At 71.5% G+C, this 21,007-nt stretch carries 18 protein-coding genes, 2 tRNA genes and 1 pseudogene; 12 read left to right on the top strand and 9 right to left on the bottom strand.

Annotated features, from left to right (window positions below; all coding sequences use genetic code 11):
• Together VM685_RS20460 and VM685_RS20455 are read left to right on the top strand one after the other, a co-directional pair.
• A pseudogene (locus tag VM685_RS20460) lies at nt 1–202 on the top strand (hypothetical protein); the annotation flags it as partial.
• Nucleotides 199–1,209: an aspartyl protease family protein gene (locus VM685_RS20455; protein WP_325462027.1), complete on the top strand. Its 1,011-nt coding sequence runs from the start codon at nt 199–201 to the stop codon at nt 1,207–1,209. The pseudogene VM685_RS20460 and the gene VM685_RS20455, both read left to right, overlap by 4 nt.
• A 13-nt stretch (nt 1,210–1,222) precedes the next feature.
• On the opposite strand, the gene sppA is transcribed toward VM685_RS20455, so the two are convergent.
• Nucleotides 1,223–2,995: a signal peptide peptidase SppA gene (sppA, locus tag VM685_RS20450; RefSeq protein ID WP_325462026.1), complete on the bottom strand. Its 1,773-nt coding sequence runs from the start codon at nt 2,993–2,995 to the stop codon at nt 1,223–1,225.
• 120 nt (nt 2,996–3,115) lie between these two features.
• Nucleotides 3,116–3,192, bottom strand: a tRNA-Pro gene (locus tag VM685_RS20445).
• A 129-nt stretch (nt 3,193–3,321) separates the two neighbouring features.
• On the opposite strand from VM685_RS20445, the gene VM685_RS20440 reads away from it, so the two are divergent.
• Both VM685_RS20440 and VM685_RS20435 read left to right on the top strand, forming a co-directional pair.
• Nucleotides 3,322–3,395: transfer RNA gene (locus VM685_RS20440), tRNA-Gln, on the top strand.
• Nucleotides 3,396–3,938: 543 nt separating this feature from the next.
• Complete coding sequence (locus VM685_RS20435; RefSeq protein ID WP_325462025.1) at nt 3,939–4,445, top strand: response regulator transcription factor; 507 nt, start codon at nt 3,939–3,941, stop codon at nt 4,443–4,445.
• 564 nt (nt 4,446–5,009) lie between these two features.
• Here VM685_RS20435 and VM685_RS20430 read toward each other — a convergent pair.
• The 4 genes from VM685_RS20430 to VM685_RS20415 form a co-directional block, all read right to left on the bottom strand.
• On the bottom strand, nt 5,010–5,462 hold the full coding sequence (locus VM685_RS20430) for a MarR family winged helix-turn-helix transcriptional regulator (protein WP_325462024.1): 453 nt from the start codon (nt 5,460–5,462) through the stop codon (nt 5,010–5,012).
• A 134-nt stretch (nt 5,463–5,596) separates the two neighbouring features.
• Entirely contained in the window at nt 5,597–6,703 is a 1,107-nt protein-coding gene (locus tag VM685_RS20425; protein ID WP_325462023.1) for a site-specific integrase, read from the bottom strand.
• Between the two features lie 28 nt (nt 6,704–6,731).
• Complete coding sequence (locus VM685_RS20420; protein WP_325462022.1) at nt 6,732–6,989, bottom strand: hypothetical protein; 258 nt, start codon at nt 6,987–6,989, stop codon at nt 6,732–6,734.
• 392 nt (nt 6,990–7,381) lie between these two features.
• Entirely contained in the window at nt 7,382–8,020 is a 639-nt protein-coding gene (locus VM685_RS20415; RefSeq protein ID WP_325462021.1) for a hypothetical protein, read from the bottom strand.
• Nucleotides 8,021–8,386: 366 nt separating this feature from the next.
• Here VM685_RS20415 and VM685_RS20410 point away from each other — a divergent pair, with 366 nt between their 5' ends.
• The gene (locus VM685_RS20410; RefSeq protein ID WP_325462020.1) at nt 8,387–8,887 is read left to right on the top strand and encodes an SRPBCC domain-containing protein; all 501 of its coding nucleotides are present in this window, start codon (nt 8,387–8,389) and stop codon (nt 8,885–8,887) included.
• Nucleotides 8,888–8,894: 7 nt separating this feature from the next.
• Here VM685_RS20410 and VM685_RS20405 read toward each other — a convergent pair whose 3' ends face one another.
• Nucleotides 8,895–9,740, bottom strand: a complete 846-nt coding sequence (locus VM685_RS20405) for a hypothetical protein (RefSeq protein WP_325462019.1) — start codon at nt 9,738–9,740, stop codon at nt 8,895–8,897.
• Between the two features lie 66 nt (nt 9,741–9,806).
• Nucleotides 9,807–10,172 (bottom strand): hypothetical protein, encoded by a 366-nt coding sequence (locus tag VM685_RS20400; RefSeq protein ID WP_325462018.1) that lies wholly within the window; start codon nt 10,170–10,172, stop codon nt 9,807–9,809.
• A gap of 83 nt (nt 10,173–10,255) precedes the next feature.
• Here VM685_RS20400 and VM685_RS20395 point away from each other — a divergent pair, with 83 nt between their 5' ends.
• A complete protein-coding gene (locus tag VM685_RS20395; RefSeq protein WP_325462017.1) occupies nt 10,256–10,576 on the top strand; it encodes a hypothetical protein in 321 nt (106 codons plus the stop codon).
• 166 nt (nt 10,577–10,742) lie between these two features.
• On the opposite strand, the gene VM685_RS20390 is transcribed toward VM685_RS20395, so the two are convergent.
• Complete coding sequence (locus VM685_RS20390; RefSeq protein ID WP_325462016.1) at nt 10,743–10,952, bottom strand: hypothetical protein; 210 nt, start codon at nt 10,950–10,952, stop codon at nt 10,743–10,745.
• Nucleotides 10,953–11,203: 251 nt separating this feature from the next.
• On the opposite strand from VM685_RS20390, the gene VM685_RS20385 reads away from it, so the two are divergent.
• From VM685_RS20385 to gspF, 6 genes are all read left to right on the top strand, one after another.
• On the top strand, nt 11,204–12,685 hold the full coding sequence (locus tag VM685_RS20385) for a hypothetical protein (RefSeq protein ID WP_325462015.1): 1,482 nt from the start codon (nt 11,204–11,206) through the stop codon (nt 12,683–12,685).
• A gap of 67 nt (nt 12,686–12,752) precedes the next feature.
• Complete coding sequence (locus VM685_RS20380) at nt 12,753–15,359, top strand: TonB-dependent receptor domain-containing protein (RefSeq protein WP_325462014.1); 2,607 nt, start codon at nt 12,753–12,755, stop codon at nt 15,357–15,359.
• 121 nt (nt 15,360–15,480) lie between these two features.
• Nucleotides 15,481–16,284 (top strand): type II secretion system protein N, encoded by an 804-nt coding sequence (locus VM685_RS20375; RefSeq protein WP_325462013.1) that lies wholly within the window; start codon nt 15,481–15,483, stop codon nt 16,282–16,284.
• Nucleotides 16,281–18,326: a type II secretion system secretin GspD gene (gene gspD, locus VM685_RS20370; RefSeq protein ID WP_325462012.1), complete on the top strand. Its 2,046-nt coding sequence runs from the start codon at nt 16,281–16,283 to the stop codon at nt 18,324–18,326. The genes VM685_RS20375 and gspD overlap by 4 nt, the downstream gene beginning before the upstream one ends.
• Nucleotides 18,323–19,807: a type II secretion system ATPase GspE gene (gene gspE / locus VM685_RS20365; RefSeq protein WP_325462011.1), complete on the top strand. Its 1,485-nt coding sequence runs from the start codon at nt 18,323–18,325 to the stop codon at nt 19,805–19,807. The genes gspD and gspE overlap by 4 nt, the downstream gene beginning before the upstream one ends.
• Nucleotides 19,794–21,005, top strand: a complete 1,212-nt coding sequence (gspF, locus tag VM685_RS20360) for a type II secretion system inner membrane protein GspF (protein WP_325462010.1) — start codon at nt 19,794–19,796, stop codon at nt 21,003–21,005. Before gspE ends, gspF begins: the two co-directional genes overlap by 14 nt.
• The last annotated feature ends 2 nt before the right edge of the window (nt 21,006–21,007 follow it).

Here is a 21,007-nt window from a genome sequence, read left to right as displayed (position 1 = left end):
CCATTGCGGCCTGCCGTTCGAGGAGGCCTGCCTGCGGTTCTACGAGAACGACCGGGCCGTGCGCACGGCCAGCTCCGAGCAGGTGCGCCAGCCGATCTACACCGACGCCGCCGAGCACTGGCGTCACTACGAGCCGTGGCTCGACCCGCTGAAGGCGGCGCTGGGGCCCGTGCTCACCGCCTATCCCCAGGCGCCGCGATGAGCGCCGACTGGACCCGCCGCGGCCTCGCCGCCGCGCTCGCGCCCGGCCTGCTGGCCGCCTGCGCCACCCGGCCGGCCGAGCGGCCGCTGGTCTCGGTGAATCTGCTGGACGCCGACCCGCCGCCGCAGCCGCCCACCGACGCCGCCCTCCTGGAGACCGCCTTCGACGAGGCGCGCCGCATGACCGTGCCGGTCTATATCGACCGCAAGGGCCCGTTTCCCTTCGTGGTGGACACCGGCGCCAACCGCACGGTCGTCTCCCGCGAACTCGCCCTGGCGTGCGACCTCGCCCCGGCCGGCCAGGCCGCGGTGCACGGCATCGCCGGCGTCGAGCCGGCCGATCTCGCGCAGGTCCGCCGCCTGCGGGTGGGATCGGTCCATTCCAGCGCGCTCACCCTGCCCGTCCTGCCGCGCACCCGGCTCGGCGCCGACGGCCTCCTAGGCGTCGATGTGTTCAGGAACCGCCGCGTGCGGCTGGACTTCGGCCAGAACCGCTTCGAGATCAGCGCCTCGGGCGGCGGGGCCGAGATCGGCCGCCGCACCGACAGCCGCATCCGGCCGATCGGCGAGCCGGTCCGGGTGCCCGCGCAGTACCGCTTCGGCCAGCTGGTCATCCTCGACGCCGAGGTGGGGGAGGTGAAGGTCAGCGCCTTCATCGATTCCGGCTCCCAGGTCACCGTCGGCAACCGCGCCCTGCGCGACGCCGCCGTGCGCCTGCGGCCCGAATTCGGCGTGCGGCTCGCGCCCGTGCCGCTGATCAGCGCCACCGGCCAGACCGCCCGCGGCGAGTTCGCCACCCTGCCCACGGTCCGGCTCGGCGGCCTCGCCATCCACCAGGTGCTGGGCGTCTTCGCCGACCTGCACATCTTCGACCTGTGGAAGCTTGCCGACCGCCCGGCGATCCTGGTGGGCGTCGACGTGCTGCGTCACTTCCAGGACGTCACGCTCGACTTCGGCCGCAAGCACGTGACCTTCACGCCCCGCCCGCCGGGTCGCCGTCCGCGCTAGGCCGTCGGCCGGCTCAGGGGAACGGCGTCGGGGCCAGCACGGTGGCGCCCTGTTCGCGCAGGCGGGCCTGGGCCAACTCGTCCAGCACCCGCTCGGCGCGGGGGTCTCCGAACACCCAGGCCGCCGCCGCCAGAGTGCGGGCGGAGTTCGCCTGGACGCCCAGCATCCGCTCCAGCGCCTCGAAGGGCGAGGCCGAGGGGCCGATCCGGCGCAGGTGCGGCTCGCCCTCGATCTTCGCCAGCGCCTTGGCCCGGTCCACCGCCTGGTAGAAGCCGCCCAGCTCGTCCACCAGGCCCAGCCGCAGCGCCTGCGAGCCCGTCCACACCCGGCCGCGGGCGATCTCGCGCACCCGCTCGGGCGGCAGCTTGCGCCCCGCCGAGACGCGGGTGACGAAGGTCTCGTAGATGCGGTCCATCCAGCGGGCGAAGGCGGCCCGCTCTTCCGGAGTGAACTCCTGGCCCAGGCCGAGGGCCCCGGCGTAGGTGCTGCCCACCTCCAGCTGGCGCATGTCGACGCCGTAGCGGGCGAGCGCCGGGCCCACCGCGAACTTCCCGCCGTACACCCCGATGGAGCCGGTGAGCGTCGTGGGCTCGGCCACGATGTGCGAGGCCTCCGAGGCCACCCAGTAGCCGCCGGACGCCGCATAGGTGCCCATGGACACCACCACCGGCTTGCCCGCCGCCTTGGCCGCGCGGATCGCCGACAGGATCTGCTCCGAGGCGGTGTCCGAACCGCCGGGCGAGTTCACCCGGAAGACGATGGCCTTCACGTCCTTGGCGCGGATGGCGGCGTGGAAGGCGTCGGCGACGTCGTCGGAATAGATGGTCGAGCCGCCGGTGAACGGATTGGAGGCCCCGTCGCGGCCGGTGACGATGGGGCCCTCGCCCTCGATGACGGCGATGGTCGGGCCTGCCCGGCGGCGGTCGCGCCGGCCGTGGGCGTAGTCCTCGAAGTCCACCAGCTCGGCGTCCTCGCCGGCCCGCCGCAGCAGGGAAAGCTGCGCCTCGCGTACATGCCCCAGCCGGTCGATCAGCCGCTGGCGCAGGGCGTCCTCGGCGAGGTAGGGCCCCGCCTCCAGCCGCGTGCGCAGCACGCCCGCGTCGAGGTTGCGGTCGGTCGCCACCGCCGCCAGCCCCGACTGGTAGACCGAGGTCATCCAGGAGAGCTGCGCCTCCCGGTGGGCGGGCGTGTAGTCCTCCTGGAGGAAGCCGTTGACGGCGTTCTTGTATTCCTGCCGCTGCTCGAAGTTGGGCTTCACCTGGTAGCGGTCGAAGAACCGCTTCAGGAACAGGTCCTCGCTGGCGATGCCGGTCACCTGGAACGATGCGCCGGGCTGCATCCACAGCTCGTTGGCCGAGGCGCCGACCATGTAGGTCGCGGTAATTACGCCGGCCGGATAGAGCCCCTGGCTGTGGGCGATCACCGGCTTGCCCGACGAGCGGAACTGCTTGATGGCCAGCCGGATCTCGTCGGCCATGCCGGGCTCCAGCCCGTCCTCGGGCAGTCGCACCAGCACGCCCTTGATCCGGTCGTCGCTCGAGGCGCGGCGCAGGCCCTCGACGATGGCCATCACCGACTGGCCGCGCCGGCCGATGCCGGCCAGCGGGTTCTGCGGCGACTGGTCGGTGAGCGGATCGCGCAGGTCCAGCTCCAGCACCGTGCGCTGCGGCACGGGGGCGGGACCGGCCGCGCTGGCCGCCATCGATACCAGAACGATGGGCACGCCGATCAGGAAGATCATCAGGCCGGCGAACACGCCGGCCGCGGTGATCAGGAACTGCTTCATGGACCGCGATCGAACCCTTGGCGCGGCCGCGGGGAGGCGGCCGTGCGACGGCCTGTCGCACACAATCCCGCACGCGGGAAGGGCCGCGATTTCAGGATCTTGGGATGACGCGGGAAGAGATGGTCGGAGTGGCAGGATTCGAACCTGCGACCCCCGCGTCCCGAACGCGGTGCTCTACCAGACTGAGCCACACTCCGACTTGGGAGGGCGCCTTATAGGGGAGTGTTTTCGCCCCCGCAAGCGGCCCTGAGGGGCGTTGCATCGACAGGGCGACTGCGCTATCTCACCGCCTCTCGCGAGGGGAGCCCCCTCTGCGCCGTTCCTGCTGGGGAATGGTGTAATGGTAACACTGCGGTTTTTGGTACCGTCATTCTAGGTTCGAGTCCTAGTTCCCCAGCCACTCTTTTCTTCAACAAAATCAGAGCTGATGGGTCTCCTGCCCCCGGGCTGGAACCCGCGGCGCGCCCATCTTTTACACCGCGATTTACACCTGCGAGCCAGGCCACGCGCGGAGCGCTCACAGCCCCGTACGCCGAAGCGCCGCTTGCGGGCCTTGAAGGACGGCCGGACCTGCTTGTCACCGTTTTGAAGGTTGGCGTCGCGCTATAGGGACTGCAGCGCCGGGCAGCCGCGAAATCCGCCCTGACCTCCCCGTCTCCGCACGACCGGCGATTCGGCGCTGCAGCTGGACCCCGGCGGCCTGTCGGGCAGGCAGATCCAGCACAAGCCGCCTTCGTCCTGCGAGTTTTCGCGGGCCGTCGCGGCGGTCTGGCCCGTGGCTTCCCGTCTCCAGGACAGGAGGTCGCGGGGCCCGTCGCCCGACACGCCCGACCCCAATCTGAGTAGCCCACGCCAACGCCCCCCGACACGACAGGGCGATCGTTGCTTCCCATGCGCTCGCCGTCCGCTATCAACCCGCCGATGACATGCCCGGGGGGGACGCGTGCTGCTTGAATCGATCAGTATTCTTGTCGTTGAGGACAACCAGAAGATGGGAGGCCTCGTACGCGCCGTCCTCGCCGGCCTCGGCGTAACGCAAGTGGAAGTCGTGCACCGGTCCGACCTGGCCTGGCGGCAGCTCGGCCTCGCACACTACGATGTTCTGATCGTGGACCGTCGCCTCGGCGACACTGACGGCCTGGACCTGGTCCGCCGTCTGCGGCGCGCCCCGGGACCCGCAGCCCGCACGCCTGTCATCATGGTCACCGCCTCCGGTGACCTCGCCGGGGTGAGAGCAGCCCGCGACGCCGGCGTCGACGAGTTCCTCGTCAAGCCTTTCACCGTCGGGGCCCTAGCGGAACACCTGAGCGCCGCCCTGGAGCGGCGCCGGCCGTTCATCAACACGGAAGCGTACGTGGGGCCAGATCGACGTCGTCGTGCGGATCCCGAATACCGCGGCGGAGAGAGGCGGCGGACCGGCGCTGGCGGAACGGGCACGACGGCAAGATGAAAGGCGCGGGACCCGGAGGTCCTTAGCGCCTGTGGGTGTTGAGGAATTCGCGGGACCTCGTGCGAACCCTGGTCCCGCGCCGGACGAAAACGCCAGCCGCATCAACGGAGTTCGCGGGACCATCCCTGAAACACCGCTTCGTTTACGAAGGGGAAGAGGCTTTCGCGACACGCCGAGCCCGAGCCGGCCGGCGGGAGCGGGTCCAGGCTGCGGCCGCCAGGCCGCACCGCGAAAGCGGCGGCGAAGCCGGCCTTGACGCGCTCGCAGAGCCGGCCGGCACGCTCGCGCGGCGAGCGAAAACCTTCACTCGGCGACCGAGTCCTCCGCGGCCGCCGCGATCTTGTTGCGGACGTAGCCGCGCGCGAGCAGGCCGAAAGCCGCCGCCGCACCACAGCCGCCGACCATCATCAGCAGGATTGCCATTCGTCGATCCCCCCGCCCAGCTTCTACTATCTCCACCGCCGGTTACCGGAGGGTGACCGGCGGCGCTCGACCGGCGAACGCCGCTGTGCGGGATCGAGCTTGAGGAAGCTGCCGCCCGGAAAGGAGCGGCCGCCGCGGACGTCAACTCGGGCGCACCTCCCCCGCCCCCAGTCGCCGGAGCACCTCCGCCAGCAGCAGGAGGTGGCGCTCCAGGTCCTGCGGATCCAAGCCGCTGAGAAGGTCCGCCTCGAGCGATCTCAGAGCCTGCTCGCCCCTCTGAAGGAACCTTCGCGCAGATGGGAGTGGATAGAGGCGGTTGTTCCGTCGGTCTCCGGAATCCTCGCGCCGTTCGAGCACGCCTCTCGTTGCGAGATCATCGAGGATGCGGACGAGCGCAGAGCCCAGGTTGAGCTCTGCGGCCAGGGCCCGCTGATTCGTGCCGGGACTCGCCAGCACTTCCCGCACCACCGCGAGTTCGATCGCGCTGCAGCCGTGGCGCTTCAGCTCATCGTCCATGTGCCTGCGCCACTCGGAGCTCGTGGCGATCACCGCTTGCAGCAGGGTTGCGCGCACAGCCGCACGGTCGCGTTTCATAGACAGCTCCGCGCCCGCAGAGCCCTTCACAGCTTCCCGAACCACACTCCCCCCCCTGACCGCGATCGCCCGGCTTGGTGAGGCTAGGCGCGGGAGGGGCGCCCCGTCACGAAATCAACGGTTGAGCGACCCGTTTAAGGTGCGGGTTGTTGATTGACCGCTGCGTCTGGCTGCAGGCCTGCGCCCGTGGGCGCAGGCCTCGCGCGGCGCAGGCGTTCGACCATGGCCAGGCCGATGGCTTCTCCGCTGATGTAGCGGGCGGCGATCTGTTCCACTCGCCCCTTCATCCAGCCGAGCACCGTCGCCACGTCGTCCAGCTCCAGGCCGGCGCGTATGAAGTTGGTGGCGGCCGTTCCCCGCAGGTCGTGGAAGCGGAGGTGCTCGATGCCGGAGGCCGCGGATGCGTCTTCCGCCGCGAGCTGGGCCGCAGCCGCGGCATCAAGTTTCGCACGTCGGAATGCCGACGCGATGCCGGGCTCTGTCCAGGAGCGCCCGCGCGCCGAATTCAGGACGGTGGGGCTGTCGCCGCGGGGAATCTCGGCAAGGAGCACGCGAAGCTCGTCGTGGATCGGGATCACAGCCGTCGTCCGGCCCCGGCTCTTTCCTGTCTGCCACACGATCGCGTGCTCGCCGACGGCGGTCCAGGGAAGGCGGATCAGGTCCCCCAGGCGCAGACCGCTCAGCGCAGCGAGCCGAACGACGTGGGCGAATTCGGGCGCGGCGTGCGCAAGCAGGGTCGCCAAATGGTGGCTCTCCCAGACGGCTTCGGCCCGGTTGACCCGGTAGAGGCGTGGGAAACCTGCCAGTGGATTGAGCTGGAGTTCGCCCCGGTCCACGGCCCACTGCATCACCCTGGAGGCGACGCCTGCGAGTTCGTCCGCGGTCTTCGGGGTTGCCGCGTAGCGGTCCCGCCAGGCCAGGAGCGCCGCACGAGCGCCTCGGGCCTCGAGCGCTCGCAGCTCTAGCTCGCCCAGCTCATTGCGCACGCGGTCCAGAAGCGTCCGCCTATCCTTGCGAGTTCGAGGCGCCGCGCGGGCGAACTCGGGGCTCTGCAGGTAACGGGTGATAAGCCCGTACAGCGACGTGCGATCGGGAACCTTTCGCTCGGTGTGATGGCGGGCATAGGCAGCTGCAGCGTCGGGAAAACTTCGCGCAACTTCGCGGTCGAGAAGCAGGTCGCTCGCCGCCGAGGCGTGGAGAATCCGCGGACCGCCCCGCCAAGCGTACCAGTACTCCGCCACGCCTCCGTCAGCCCGCAGCCGACGGACCCTATGGATTCCGGGAAGTGCGCCGCGGACGCGCAACGAACCTGGCGAGCGCGGCGTCCGCTTCGCTGATCGGCTGCCCAGAACGGCCGAGGCCGCTGATGTGGTCGAGGTAGGCGTCGAGAGCGTGCCGGTCATAGAGCACCTTCGCCCCGAGGCTGACCTCTCCGAGTCGCAGGCGCCTGAAGCGCGTGACCGGCAGACGGAAGTAGGCGGCAGCTTCGCTCGCCGTGAGCAGGCGCGGGGTGATGGAGCGGTCCAACGGGGGAGCCATGGTTGTGGTTGGTGGAGGGCATCTCGTCGCGCGGTGTGCTGCAGGTCGACTGCAGTTATGGTGACCCGAAAATGCGTGCGTGGGAAGTCTCTATCGTGTATCCGATTATACGATTTCAGGCGACGCGCTAACCTACTGAAATTCGGTGCTCGATTGAGGCCCTGATTGTGTGGTCATAATCTTATTTCAGATTGTCGAGGACTTGCTTTTGGTACCGTCATTCTAGGTTCGAGTCCTAGTTCCCCAGCCACTTCCTCCCTCCATGACGCCGAGATCGCCGCGCCAGCCCTAGGCTGTCCGGGAGCCCGACTTTCCCGCTGAAGGGCGAATGTCCGTTCGGCGGCGCTGAGCCAGTGTCCATTCGCGACCCGTTGCGGACGTTAGAGGGGCGGACTGCGCAGGGCTGTTAGACGCAGTGCTTCGCGCTGACTTGCGATTTGCGAGAGGACCAGCTCGCGAAAGCGCGTGAGGTCGGATGTCAGGCTCACATAACGGTCTACCGCGTCTCTAACCCGCGCGTCCGTGACGGAGCGCAGCATGGCGGCTGCCTCTTCTGCGCGTCCGCAAAGCCCTGCTGCGATTCCCGCGTTGTAGGTCGACCAGCTCCCCCCGCCGCGCGTGGATTTCTCGTGGCTGAGCAAAAGGTCCGCCGTTGCCTCGATCGACGGTAGGCGAGCCGCTAGCTCACGGATTTCTTCCGAGGCGATCACGGCGAGCCTGTTTCCCGCTTCCTCGAACTGCTCATCGGATTGGTACTCTTCGAAGTCAGCCGCTCGGCTATCCCAATCGGCTCCACTGCCAAGGTCGAAGCTGATGTACCCCTTGTCAGACCAGAGCCAGTGTGCGGCCACGTTGAGGTAGCTGCCCTTGCTGAAGCCGCTCGGCTGGAACTCGACGATAGCCAGCCACCAGCCATGGTCGCCGATCCACAGGCGCGACTGGCCTTTGCGGCGAAGCCCCAGCGGCTGAAGCGTCGCTTTCGCCGCCCTCGCAATGATCTTGTCGTGTGCGCTAGGCATCGTGGCGAAGGTACCGAGACGGATGCCCGCCTTCCACCCTGAGCCGCCGTCGCGAGTGTCTGCTCGCCGCGCATGGCGGGACCTCGCCCCGTCCGTCCTTAAGTCCATGGTTGATCGCGAGCCTGCCGGGCCAGGCGTGTCAAGGACGCGCCCCCGGCGCGCCGCCCCGCGGCCGGTCCTGCGGACCGGTCCTTGAGACGCCTGACCCGGCAGGCAGAATGCTGGCCATGGCCTTCAGGGAGAGGTGTGCCCTAACGCGCCAGACCCCGCTCCCGCCAACACCGAACCCCCACGCTGTCGGATTCCGCGGCCCTCGTTCGTCGTTCCGGTGAACCGGACGAAGTCTCGAGAGGAGGAAAGAGATCCATGAGCCAGAGCGGTCAGCCCAACGGCGAGAAGAGGCCCACCACGGTCGCGCGGAAATCCGATCGCGAGCTGGTCGTCACCCGCGCCTTCGACAGCCCGGCCTCCGCCGTGTTCGAGGCCTGGACCCGGCCCGAGCTCTTCAGGCTGTGGTGGGCGCCGAAGTCGATGGGCGCGACGCTCAGCGCCTGCGAGATCGACGCGCGCACGGGCGGCGGCTATCGGATCACCTTCGGCGAGGGCGCGGACTCGGCGACATTCTTCGGCAAGTACCTCGAGGTGACGCCGCCCTCGCGCCTCGTCTGGACGAACGAGGAGAGCGCCGATGCGCCGGTCACGACCGTCACCTTCGAGGACGACGGCGAGCGGACGTTGCTGATGATGAGCGAGCTCTATCCCTCCGCCGACCCCGTCGCCGACGCCGTCGCGGGGATGCAGGCGATGTCGGCCGAGCAGTTCGCCCAGCTGGACGAGCTTCTCGCCTCGCGCCGCCCGCCGGCGTGAGCGCGGCCTAGGGCGGCGCCTCCTCCGGCGGCTCCTCGCGGCTCGCCTCGCGCAGCACCTTCCGGGCGATGGCCGAACGCTGCAGGACGTTCTCCTGCGGCGTGCTGTAGGCGCCGTGCAGGAGGGCCTCGTCCCAGCGGGTGAGGCCCGGCGGCGGCTCGCGGGCCTCCTCGAAGAGCGCCAGGATGGTGGCGGCGCGTCTCGTCTCGATGTCCGGCTGCATCTCGACCAGCCCGACCATCGCCACATAGTCCGCGAGCTGCGCCACGGTCACGCCATCGAGGCGCCGGGCGTCCACCACGACGATCGCGCTGGTGGTGTTGCGCACGACGTTACGGACGAGCCGGCTGGCGCGCGGCAGGCCCGGCTCCTCGTACCGCCAGTTGTGCCAGGCCCGCACCGGCTGGTCGCTCTCGATGATCCGCCGCACCGCTTCCGGCGAGGCTTCGCCGAACAGGCGGCCGTCGCGCCTACGCCAGCCTTCGAGGAGGGCGCGGGGTTGGCGGTGGACCATCACATAGAGATTGGGCCGGCAGTCGGGCCCCGCCAGCGGCGCCTCGACCCGGCGCGCGACCTCGGACAGCCGCACCAGGATGGCCTCGCCCATGGGTCCCGGCAGACCGGAGACCAGGGGGCAGATGGGATCACGCCAGCGGACGATGGAGCCATCCAGCCGGTGGCCGAGGGCGCCGCCGACGAACTCGCGGACCCGCCCGTCGAGCGGCTTGTCGGGCGCCTGGACCGTCACGCCCTCGACGATCTTGGGCGGCGCAGCCGGCTCAGGCTCGGCAGCGGCGGCGGCCTGGCCGAGCAGGGCGGCGGCAAGCGCGAACGGGATCGTGGAGACCGCCATCGCACCAGCATCGGCGCGCGGCCAGGGACGGTCAATTCGGCGCAACGCGTTCAGGCCCGAGCGGCCCTACTGCCGCCGCCGCCTGGCGAGCAGCACGGCGGCGGCGGCCAGGCCCACGCCCACCGCGAACAGGGTGGCGCGGGCGCGCGGGCCCTCCACCCGGAACCGGTGGATCCGCCCGTCGGCCGCCCCCCACCAGGACCGGGTCGGCTTGTGGAAACCCCGTTTCCGGAAGGCGGAGACGGCGTCCCGCGCCACGTCCGCCGCCTCCGCGGCGCTGCGGCGGGAGGTCAGCACGGTCACCTCCGGCGGCTCCCGGGAGGGGTCCTGGTCGAGCCGCCAGGTCTCCCGGCGAACGCTGAACACCCGCCCCAGCGCGGCGCCGGCGGCGCCGACGGACTCCTTGCGGCCGTGCTTGGTTTTCTTCGGCATGATCGCGGTTCCCCGCCGCATTCAACGCGCCACCGGGCGGATTGGGCTCGACGCGGTGTGCGCCTTCCCCTAACCGGCGCGCCATGAAGCCGTTCCTGGACCTTGTCGGCGCCTCCGGCGCCGCCTACCGCTTCCGCCTCCTGCCCGACGGGCAGGCCCATGTCCCCATCGCCGGCAACTATGTCGTGGTCCGGCCGCGGGGGGAGGGGGTGAAGGTGGTCGTGGTCGCCGTGACGGAAGACCTCTCCCGCGTCCTCGCCGAACAGCCGGCGGAGGTGCGCCGGGGCGCGCGCGTCTACACCCGCCTCAACGTCGCCCGTGCGACGCGGGAGGCCGAGCACGCGGATCTCGCGGCGCGCTATGCCCCCGGCCCGGCCGAGGGCGCCGCGCCCGACGAGGGGTGACGCGGGCCGCGCCCGGGCTGTCAGCAACTGTTCGCGCGGGTGTAGCGGGGCCGTCACGGCGGTCCGCTAGAAGCGGGGCCGTGCCCTTGATCTCGCGTTTCTGAGGTCTTTACCCCGCACCTTGGAGGATCCGGGCCCCCCGTCCCGGGTCCTCTCTTCTTGCCGCTCAGGCCGCGGCGCCGAAGGTGAGGCGGCCCACCGGCTGGTCCGACAGGTCGAACACCGCCACCTCCGCGGGCTCGCCGCGGGCCGCGAGGTCGGCGGCCAGGGCGCGGGCCTGGCGCTCCGCCTGGGCGCCGGTCCGGAAGTAGATGGCCCCCGCGCCCGCGTGCAGGGCCCAGGCGCCGTCGGTCCGCCGTACAACGATCTGCCGCATGCCACTCACTCCGCAGCTGTTGTGGCCGCGGCTCTACACAACCTTCGCGACAGGCCCGTGTCGGTTCGGACTCGCCTGCGTGACCTCGCGGGCTGCCGCCGCAAGCTCTGCAACACAGTTGTCACGCTTCTGTCGGGCCGCTGTCATGGGTGCTCCCTAGAACCCGGCTAAGGGCAGGCGGGGCGCCCGGCACGGGCCGGGGACGTAACTCTCGCGTGCGCCGTCGATGAGCCACGGTGGGAGAACCCTCGATGACCCGCGTCACCCAGCTGAAAACCCTTCTTCTCGCCTCGCTGAGCGCGGTGGCGCTGGCCTCTTGCGGCGGCGGCGGCGCGGACAATGTCGCCTCTCCGGGCGAAGGCGCCTTCCCGCCCGGCAGCGGCGGCGGCACGGGCGGCGGCACGACCGAGCCCCCTCCGGGCCAGGCGGCGGCGGACTGCCCCACCGGCTTCGCCAACGTCGGCACCGTGGCCAACGGCACCCTGCGCGCCTGCCAACTGCCGCAGACCATCACCGGCAACCTGGTGGTGCCGCTGCGGGCCGGCACTGTCTACGCCATCAGCGGCCGGGTGGACGTGGGCCAGGACCGCGGCGCGGACCCCAACGCCCCGATCGCCGGCGCCCAGCAGGGCATCCTGACCATCGAGGCGGGCGTCCGTCTCTATGGCTCCGGCGGCCTCGACTACATCAACGTCCAGCGCGGCTCGCAGATCTTCGCGGAGGGCACGGCCACCAATCCGATCATCTTCACCAGCCGCTCGAACCTCGAGGGCGCCGCCGGCGCCGACCTGATCGGCCAGTGGGGCGGCATCGTTATCGCCGGCCGCGCGCCGATCGCCAGCTGCCCGTCCGGCACGACCCCGCCGAACATCAACTGCGTGGCCACCTTCGAGGGCGGCGTGTCGCTCTACGGCGGCAACAGCCCGACCGACAACTCCGGCCGCATCCGCTACGTCCAGGTCCGCTACCCGGGCTTCGAGGTGCAGCCGAACCGTGAGCTGAACGGCATCAGCTTCCTGGGCGTCGGCTCCGGCACCGTGGTGGACCACGTGCAGGTCCACAACAGCTCCGACGACGGCATGGAGTTCTTCGGCGGCACGGTGCAACTGAAGCACATCGTCATCACCGGGGCCGACGACGACAGCATCGACACCGACGAGGGCTGGCGCGGCGGCATCCAGTTCCTGATCGCCCGCCAGCGCGCCAACGGCGGCGACCGGGTGTTCGAACAGAGCTCGGCCGGCGTCCAGGCGTCGCTGAACTCCCGCCCGATCATCGCCAACTACACCGTCATCGGCTCGGGCCGCACCGGCGCCGGCGACGTCCAGGTGCTGAACACCGGCACGGGCGGCCGCTTCGTCAACGGGATCCACGTGTCGGCCAACCCCGCCACCGCCTGCGTCGACGTCGACACCGCCTCCACCGTGGCCGCCGCGCCGCGCTGGGACTCGGTGGTCCTGTCCTGCGCGATCAACTTCCGCAACGACTCTGACGTGAACGCCGCCGACGCCACGGCCCTGTTCGGCGCGGGTGCGAACAACAACGCCAGCTTCACCAACACGCTCGCGGGCGGCTTCGTGAACGGCGCCAACGAGACCGCGGTCCCGGCGTTCAACGCCGCGACGCTCGGCGCCTTCTACACGACCACGACCTACATCGGCGCCGTGCGCGATGCGGCCGACACCTGGTGGCAGGGCTGGACCTGCGGCCTGGCCAGCGGCTCGAGCTGCTGATCCCGCGGGGCGGGGCCGCCAGGCCCCGCCCTTCCCGCACGCCGGCGACATCTTGAAAGCGACCCCCATGACGAAGCTCATCCGCCCGCTCAGCGGGCTGCTCCTGTGCACGACCGCGCTGATGGCGCCCGGCCTCGTCCACGCCCAGCAGGCGGCGACCGCGGCGGCCGCGGTGGCGGAGGTCGACGAGATCGTCGTGCGCGGCCGCTACATCCCGGAGGTGATGCGGGAGACCTCGGAGGTCACCTCCATCGTCACGCCCGAGGACCTGGTCCGCCAGGGCGACGACACCGCCGCTCAGGCGCTGACCCGCCTGGCCGGTCTCTCGGTGGTCAGCGGCCGCTTTGTCTATGTCCGCGGCCTGGGCGAGCGCTACTCCTCGGCGCTCCTGAACGGCTCGCCGCTGCCCAGCCCCGAACCGCTGCAGCGCGTCGTGCCCCTGGACCTCTTCCCGTCCAACGTCCTGGCCGGCGTCAACGTCCAGAAGAGCTATTCGGTCAACTATCCCGGCGAGTTCGGCGGCGGCCTGATCGACCTGCGCACCGTCGACGTGCCGGACGAGGCCTTCCTGTCGCTCGGCGTCAGCCTGGGCATGAACGACGAGACGTCGCTCAAGCAGGGCCTCACCTACTACGGCGGCGACTCCGACCGGTTCGGCGTCGACGACGGCACGCGCGAGCTGCCGGCCCTCATCCGCCAGGGCATCGAGACCGGCAAGCGGATCGACTCCACCAACTTCTCGTCGGCCCAGCTCACCGCCATGGGGCGGAGCTTCCAGAACGCGAACATCAACCTGCTGCAGTCGACCAACGACGTGCCGATCAACGGCAGCATCGACATCTCCGGCGGCGAGTCCTGGACCTTCGACTGGGGCGACATCGGCTTCGTGGCCGTGGGCGGCTACGACTCCAGCTGGTCCACGCGCCGGGCCATCCAGCAGGAGGGCGTGGTCAGCCTCGAGGGCCTGGCGGTGCTGGAGGACCTGCAGTCCAGCTCGACCCAGAACGACATCGTCATCAACGGCCTGACCAGCGTCGCCCTGGAGCTCGACAACCACACCTTCAAGTGGACGAACTTCTACGTCCGCAACGTCACCAAGGAGGCCCGCTCGGTCGAGGGCGAGAGCTCGCGCGCGTCGAACTACATCCGCGACGACTTCACCGCCTGGTACCAGCGTGAGCTGATCGACACCCAGCTCACCGGCGCGCACCGGTTCGGCGAACTCGAGATCGACTGGCGCGGCTCCTACGCCCGCACCGAGCGTGACGTGCCCTACGAGCGCCAGGTGCGCTACCGCCGGGTCGACGGCGTCTACCTGCACAACCCGCAGTCCGACGCCAACTTCATCCGTTTCAGCGAGCTGGAGGACAAGGCCACCGGTTTCGGGGTCGACGTCCGCTACCGGCTGGAGAACCCGCTGATCGCCGACTTCACCGTCTCCGGCGGCTACGCCTGGTATGACAACGAGCGGTTCGCCGACAGCCGCGTGTTCCGCTTCACCATGAACTCCACGCCGTCCATCGCCTTCCAGATGCAGCGGGTGGACTTCCTCTATTCCGACTTCAACATCGGCCCCAACGGCCTGATCCTGCGGGAGGTCACCGGCTCCGAGGGCGCGGCGGCCTACGAGGCGTCGCTGAAGACCAGCGCCTTCTACCTGCAGGGCGAGGGCGAGATCCTGCCGGCCGTGCGCGCCACCTTCGGCGCCCGCTACGAGAGCGGCGAGCAGACGGTCCAGGCGATCGACCTGTTCAACGCCGGCGCGGACCTGACCGGCAACCGGATCGAGAACGACTACATCCTTCCGGCCGGCACGCTGACCTGGAACTTCGCCGAGGACCAGCAGCTCCGCTTCGGGATCTCCAAGACCATCGCCCGCCCGCAGTTCCGCGAACAGGCGCCGCAGCTCTACCTCGACCCGGAATCGGACCGCACCTTCATCGGCAATCCGTTCCTGGTGGACAGCGAGCTGATCAACGTCGACGCGCGCTACGAGCACTACTTCGACCGCGGCCAGTTCGCGACGCTGGGCGTCTTCTACAAGGACATCGACAAGCCCATCGAGTCGGTGGTCAACGAGTCCGGCTCGGGCCTGCAGCAGACCTTCCTCAACGCGCCGCGCGCGGTGCTCTACGGGGTCGAGGCGGAGTTCAAGAAGTTCTTCGAGCCCGAGCTCGACCTGGCCTGGATGAGCGGCGTCCGCTTCCTGGTGGCCGCCAACTACACCTACACCAAGGCCGAGGTGAAGGTGGGCGACGGGGACGTGGTGTTCCCGATCACCAACAACGGCCTGCCCGCGCCGGCCGCGAACTTCATCATCGACGGCAGCCGCCTGCAGGGCCAGTCCGAGCACCTGGCCAACGTCCAGCTCGGCCTGGAGAGCGCCGACGGCTCCACCCAGGCGACCCTGCTCGCCAACTACGCCAGCGAGCGGACCACGGCCCGCGGCCAGTCCGGCGCGCCGGACTTCGTGCAGGACCCGGGCGTCCTGCTGGACTTCACCTTCCGGCAGAAGTTCAGCGTCTGGGCCCAGGAGTTCACCTTCGGGGTCGAGGCCCGCAACCTGCTCGGCGAGGAGTTCGACGAGCGCCAGGAGCGCGGCGGCGACGCCATCAAGCTCAACAACTACGAGCTCGGCCGCAGCCTTTCGGTGAGCCTGTCGACGCGGTTCTGAGGCCGGGACGCCGACTGTCACGGGAGCTTCATCCAAGCTTCACGGGAACGTCGGCGTCGTCCGCCAAGAGTCCGCCGTCCCGCCCTGATCGGCGGTTACGGGGGATAGGTTGAAGCTCCAGTTGGAAGCCCTTGGCGCGGTCCGCCCGCGCACGCTGCTGGCGGGCCTCGAGATCGCGTTCGCGGTGGCGCTGGCCGCCCAGGCCGCGCGGCTCGCCTGGGCCCTCGTCACGCCGGTGGGACCGTTCGGCGCCGCCGCCACGGTCCAGTCCGCGGCGCGGCCGCAGGCCGACCTCTCCATCCTCGCCCGGTTCGATCCCTTCTTCCGCGTGTCCGGCGCGGCCGCCGGCCCGGCCGCTTCTGGCGGCGACGCGAGCCAGCTCGTGCTGCACGGCGTGCGCGCGGCGGCCGGCGGCCGGGGCTCGGCCATCCTCTCCATCAGCGGGATCCAGCGCTCGGTCACCGTGGGCGAGGAGGTGGAGCCGGACGTCGTGCTCGCCGCCGTCGGCGCCGACCATGTGATCCTGTCCCGCGGCGGCGCGCGGCGGCGCCTCGGCTTCCCCACGCCCCAGCCCGGCGCCGCCGTCGAGCCCGCCACCGCGTCTCTGGCGCCGGCGGAGGCCGCGCAGCCCTCGTCCGGCGCGGCGATCGATCCGCGTCGCCTGCTCGCCCAGACCTCGCTCGTGCCGCGCGTCCGCGACGGCCAGGCGGCCGGCTACACCGTCTACCCAAAGGGCGGCTCCGACGTGCTGCGCCAGGCCGGCCTGCAGCAGGGCGACGTCCTCCTCGCCGTCGACGGCGTGACGCTCACCCCCGAGCGGGTGAGCCAGCTGCAGGACGAGCTCGCCGGCGCGAGCGGGGCCGAGATCCGCTTCGAGCGGGGCGGCCAGGTCATGAACACGCGCATCCGGACGGCCGCCCAGTGAAACGATTGCTCGCCCTCGCCCTCCTGGCCACCGCCGCCCCGCTCTGCGCGCCCGCGCCCGTCGCGGCCCAGGAGCAGGTGCTGAACCTGCAGGACGCCGACATCCGGGTGTTCATCCAGGACGTCGCCCGCGCCACCGGCCGCACTTTCATCGTCGACCCGCGCGTGCAGGGGAAGGTGACCGTCGCCAGCCAGGAGCCGCTCAGCCGCGCCGAGCTGCTGGACGTCCTGATGTCCACCCTGCGGGCCAACGGCCTGGTGGCCGTGCCGACGGGCTCGGGCGCCTACCGCATCGCGCCGGAGGAGGGCGCCGCCCAGCAACCCGCCACCCTCGGCGCCTCCGCCGGCTACGGCTTCGCGACCCAGGTGTTCCGCCTGCGCAACCTCGACGCGGCGTCCGCCGCCGAGACCCTCAAGCCCCTGGTCGGCCGCCAGGGGGCGATCATCCCGTCGACCCGCGGCAACATGCTGGTGGTCGCCGACTACGCCGACAACCTGCGCCGCATCCGGGGCCTGCTGGCCCAGATCGACGAGGACCGGGCGACGACCCAGACGGTCACCCTGCGCTCGTCCTCGGCGCGCGAGATCGCCGCCGTGCTCAACGACCTCCTGAAGCCGCCGGGCGCCGACCCGCAGGCGCGCAACGGCGTGGTCTCCATCGTGGTGGTGGAGAGCAGCAACTCCCTGATCCTGCGCGGCGACGCCGAGGCCGTGCGGCCGCTGCTCGGCGTGGTCGCCGACCTCGACCGCCGGGCCGAGACGGCGGGCGACGTCCGCGTCGTCACCCTGCAGCACGCCAACGCCGAGCAGCTCGTGCCGGTCCTGCAGCAGCTCGTCGGCCAGCCGGTCACGGCCGCCGCGCCGCAGGCCGCCGCGACCGCACGCCGTCCCCCCACGTCCCAGCCCGCCGCCGACGCCGCGCCGGCGCCCGCGCCCACCGCCGGCGCGGCGCGCGCCAACATCGCCCGCTATCCCGGGACCAACGCCATCGTCATCGCCGCCGACCCCGACACCCAGCGCATGCTGGCCGAGGTGATCCGCCAGCTCGACGTCCGCCGCCAGCAGGTGCTGGTGGAGGCCATCGTGGTGGAGGTCTCCGACGACGCGGCCCGCCGGCTCGGCGTCCAGTTCGCGCTCGCCGGGGTCAACGGCTCGGCCGTGCCCTTCGCCAGCACCGGCTATGCCAACGCCCAGCCGAACCTGGGCGCCATCCTGGGGGCCGCGGCCGGCGAGCAGAACCTGCCCAAGGACTCCGCCCTCCTGGCGCAGCTCCGCGCCACCGCCGCCCAGTCCCTGCTCGGGACCAACGGCCTGATCCTCGGCGGCGGCGGCCAGAGCGGCGACGTCCTCTTCGGCTTCGTCATCAACGCGGTGAAGACCGATGGCCAGTCGAACCTGCTCTCCACGCCCTCGATCATGACCCTCGACAACCAGCCGGCCACCATCCTGGTGGGCCAGGAGGTGCCGGTCACCACGGGCGAGGTGCTGGGCGATTCCAACACCAACCCCTTCCGCACCACGGCGCGCCAGAACGTCGGCGTCCAGCTCGAGGTGACCCCGCAGATCAACGCCGGCGGCACGATCACCCTGGCGCTCCGCCAGGAGGTCTCCAGCATCGCCGGCGGGCTCACCACCACGGTGGGCGACCTGGTGCTCGACAAGCGCGAGATCGAGACGACGGTGAACGTCGACGACGGCCAGATCGTCGTCCTCGGCGGCCTGCTAGACCAGAACGACCGCGACACCACCGAGCGCACGCCGGTGCTGGGCGACGTGCCGGTGCTGGGCAACCTCTTCAAGGCCACCAGCCGGCGCCGGACCCGCACTAACCTGATGGTCTTCATCCGGCCGCGGATCGTGCGCTCCGCCGCCGAGGCCCGCGCCGTCACCGGCCCGCGCTACGACTACATCGCCGCCCAGCAGGCGATCCGGAACCCCGCCCGGCAGAGCGAGCTCGAGGCGCTGGTCCGCGAGTACCTGCGCGCCGAGCCGCCGTCCGCCGCGCCCGCCCAGCCGGGCGCCCAACCGACCGCCAAGCCATGACCGGACCGCGCGCCTTCGCCTACGCCTTCGCCAAGAAGCATGGCGTGATCCTGCTTGAGGAGGGCGACGTCGCCGCCGTCGGCCTGCGCGAGGGCGCCGACCCCCTGGGCCTGCTGGAGGCCCGGCGCGCGCTGCGCACGCCGCTCGCCGTCCAGCCCCTCACCCGCGCCGAGTTCGAGCGCCGGCTCTCGGAGGCCTACGCCGGCGAGGGCCTCGGCGCCCCGGCCGACGACCTCGACCTGCCGGGCGGCCTCGACAGCCTGGCCGACGACCTGCCGGCCGCCGCCGACCTACTGGACGCCCAGGACGACGCCCCGGTCATCCGGCTGATCAACGGCGTCATCGCCGAGGCCGTGCGCCAGGGCGCGTCCGACGTCCACATCGAGCCCTTCGAGACCGCGCTGGTGGTCCGCCTGCGGGTCGACGGCGTGCTGAAGGAGGTGCTCAGCCTCTCCCACCGCATCGCGCCCCTGCTGGTCAGCCGGGTGAAGGTGATGGCCCGCCTCGACATCGCCGAGAAGCGGATCCCGCAGGACGGCCGCATCTCGCTGACCCTCGGCGGCCGCTCGCTGGACGTCCGGGTCTCCACCCTTCCGGCCCGCGCCGGCGAGCGGGTGGTGATGCGCATCCTCCACCAGGACCAGGCCCGCCTCGGCCTCGCCGACCTCGGCATGGCGCCGGCCGCGCTGGCGGTCTTCGAAGGCGCGCTGCGCGAGCCGAACGGCATCGTCCTGGTCACCGGCCCGACGGGATCGGGCAAGACCACCAGCCTCTACGCCGGGCTCGCCCTGCTCAACGACGCCACGCGCAACATCCTCACCATCGAGGATCCCGTGGAGTACGCCGTCCAGGGCCTCGGCCAGACCCAGGTGAACCCGAAGGTCGGCATGACCTTCGCCGCGGGCCTGCGCGCCATCCTGCGCCAGGACCCTGACGTGGTCATGGTCGGCGAGATCCGCGACGTGGAGACCGCGCAGATCGCGGTGCAGGCCAGCCTCACCGGCCACCTCGTGCTCTCCACCGTCCACACCAACGATGCGGTGGGCGCCATCACCCGCCTGCGCGATATGGGCGTCGAGCCCTTCCTGCTGGCCTCCACCGTGCGCGCCATCGTCGCCCAGCGGCTGGTGCGCCGGCTCTGCCCGGCCTGCCGCAGGCCCGACCCCGCCGACCCGGCCACCGCCCGGCTGGCCGGCGTCGCGCCGGCGGCCACCCTGTTCCGCGCCACCGGCTGCCCGGCCTGCGCCAACACCGGCTACGTGGGCCGCGTCGGGGTCTACGAGGCCCTGCGGGTCGACGACCGCATCCGCCGGCTGATCGTCGCCGACGCCGACGAGTCGGCCATCTTCGCCGCCGCCTTCCCGGACGGCGCGGGGACCCTGCAGGCCGAGGCCCGCCGCTACGTCGCCGAGGGGATCACCACGGTGGAGGAGGCGCTGCGCGTCGTCCGCCAGGAGACCGCCGACCATGTCGGCGTTTGAGTACGTCGCCCTCGACGCCGGCGGCCGCACCCGCCAGGGCGTGGTCTCCGCGCCGAGCGAGCGCGCCGCCCGCGAGATCCTGCAGGGCCGCCGGCTCGTCCCCGTCCAGCTGCGCGCCACGACCGGCCCCGGGCCCGGACCCCTCGCCCGCCTGTTCCCCGACCGCATCGGGCCGCGGGCGCTGGCGCTGATCACCCGCCAGCTCGCCACCCTGATCGCCGTCGCCCCGCTGGAGGAGGCGCTGCGCACCCTCGCCGCCCAGGCCGAGCGGCCTGCCGTCCGCCGGGTGCTCACCGCCACCCACGCGGGCCTGCTGGAGGGCTACCGGCTCTCCGACGCCATGGGCCGCCAGGGCGAGGCCTTCCCCAGGCTCTACCGGGCCATGGTCGCCGCCGGCGAGAGTTCCGGCGCCCTGCCGGAGATCCTCGAGCGCCTCGCCGACCTCCTCGAGCGCGACGAGCAGGCCCGCTCCAAGCTCCTCGTGGCGCTGGTCTATCCCGCCGCGCTCGCGGTCACCGCGCTCGCGGTCATCGCCGCCCTGATCACCTTCGTCGTGCCCCGCGTGGTCGAGCAGTTCGACAGCATGGGCCAGCGGCTGCCCTGGCTCACCCGGGCGATCATCCTCCTCTCCGACGCCGCCCGGGACTGGGGCTGGCTGATGCTGCTGGTCCTGGCGGCCGCGGGCCTCAGCGCCGCCCAGGCCCTGCGCCGGCCGGCGCTGCGCCTGCGCTTCGACGCGGCCCTGCTGGCCACGCCCTTCCTCGGCCGGCTGATCCGCGACCTGCACGCCGCCCGGCTCGCCCGCACCCTCTCCACCATGATCGCCGCCGGCGTGCCGGTGCTGGAGGGCCTGCTGCTCACCGTCCCCACGGTGCACAACCGCGCGCTCCGCGCCGCCGTGACGGAGATGGCCACCACCGTCCGCGAAGGCGGCAGCCTGTCAGGCGCCATGCGCCGCGCCGGGGTCTTCCCGCCGATCCTGCTCTACATGGCCGCCAGCGGGGAGAACGCCGGCCGCGTCGACCTCATGCTCGGCCGCGCCGCCGAGTACCTGGAGCGCGAGTTCGAGGCCGTGGTGCAGGTGGCGCTGAGCCTGCTGGAGCCGGCCATCATCATCGTCATGGGCCTCATCGTGACGGTGATCGTCCTCTCGATCCTGCTGCCCATCCTCCAGATCAACACCCTGGCCTACCGCTGAGA

It is taken from the genome of Phenylobacterium sp., assembly GCF_035539035.1.
Taxonomy (GTDB): domain Bacteria; phylum Pseudomonadota; class Alphaproteobacteria; order Caulobacterales; family Caulobacteraceae; genus Phenylobacterium.
This window is presented reverse-complemented; position numbering and strand designations above follow the sequence as displayed.